The sequence below is a fragment of the Amycolatopsis dendrobii genome (assembly GCF_014145675.1).
Lineage (GTDB): Bacteria > Actinomycetota > Actinomycetes > Mycobacteriales > Pseudonocardiaceae > Amycolatopsis > Amycolatopsis dendrobii.
In genome coordinates, this window is the sequence record NZ_JACGZW010000047.1 from 1 (window position 1) to 758 (window position 758).

Here is a 758-nt window from a genome sequence, read left to right on the forward strand (position 1 = left end):
GGTCAGGGTTCGCAGTGGGTCGGGATGGCGCTCGAACTGCTGGAGTCGAGTCCGGTGTTCGCGGCGCGCCTCGCGGAGTGTGCGGCGGCGTTGGAGTCCTTTGTGGACTGGTCGTTGCTGGATGTGTTGCGTGGTCCGTCGCTGGAGCGGCTTGATGTGGTGCAGCCGGTGTTGTGGGCCGTGATGGTCTCGCTCGCGGAAATGTGGCGGGCTAATGGTGTACGTCCGGCTGCGGTGGTCGGCCACAGTCAGGGTGAGATCGCGGCTGCGGTGGTGGCTGGCGGGTTGTCGTTGCAGGACGGTGCCCGGGTAGTTGCGTTGCGCAGTAAGGCGTTGACGGTTTTGTCCGGCAGGGGCGGGATGGTTTCGGTTGCCGAGCCGGTGGAGAAATTGCGGGAGCGGCTTGATCCGCGGATGTCTGTCGCGGCGGTGAACGGTCCGGGCTCGGTGGTGGTTTCGGGTGATCCGGACGCGTTGGACGAGCTGATCGCGGCGTGTGAGCGGGACGGTGTCCGGGCGCGGCGGGTTCCGGTGGACTATGCCTCGCATTCGGCTCAGGTGGAGCAGATCGAGGCCGAGTTGCGGGAGTTGCTGGCGCCGGTTTCGCCGAGGACGGCGGGGATTCCGTTCTGTTCCACGGTCACCGGTGAGCTTATCGACACTGCCGTGATGGATGCCGGGTACTGGTATCGCAATCTCCGGAACACGGTGGAATTCGAGAAGGCCACCCGCAAGCTGCTCGCCGACGGCTACCGCGT

1 protein-coding gene is annotated in these 758 nt (G+C 65.8%); it reads left to right on the forward strand.

Features of this window, described 5'->3' with window-relative positions:
• Positions 1-758 (forward strand): acyltransferase domain-containing protein (locus H4281_RS45040; RefSeq protein ID WP_182896959.1); only part of this gene is annotated, 758 nt, incomplete at both ends.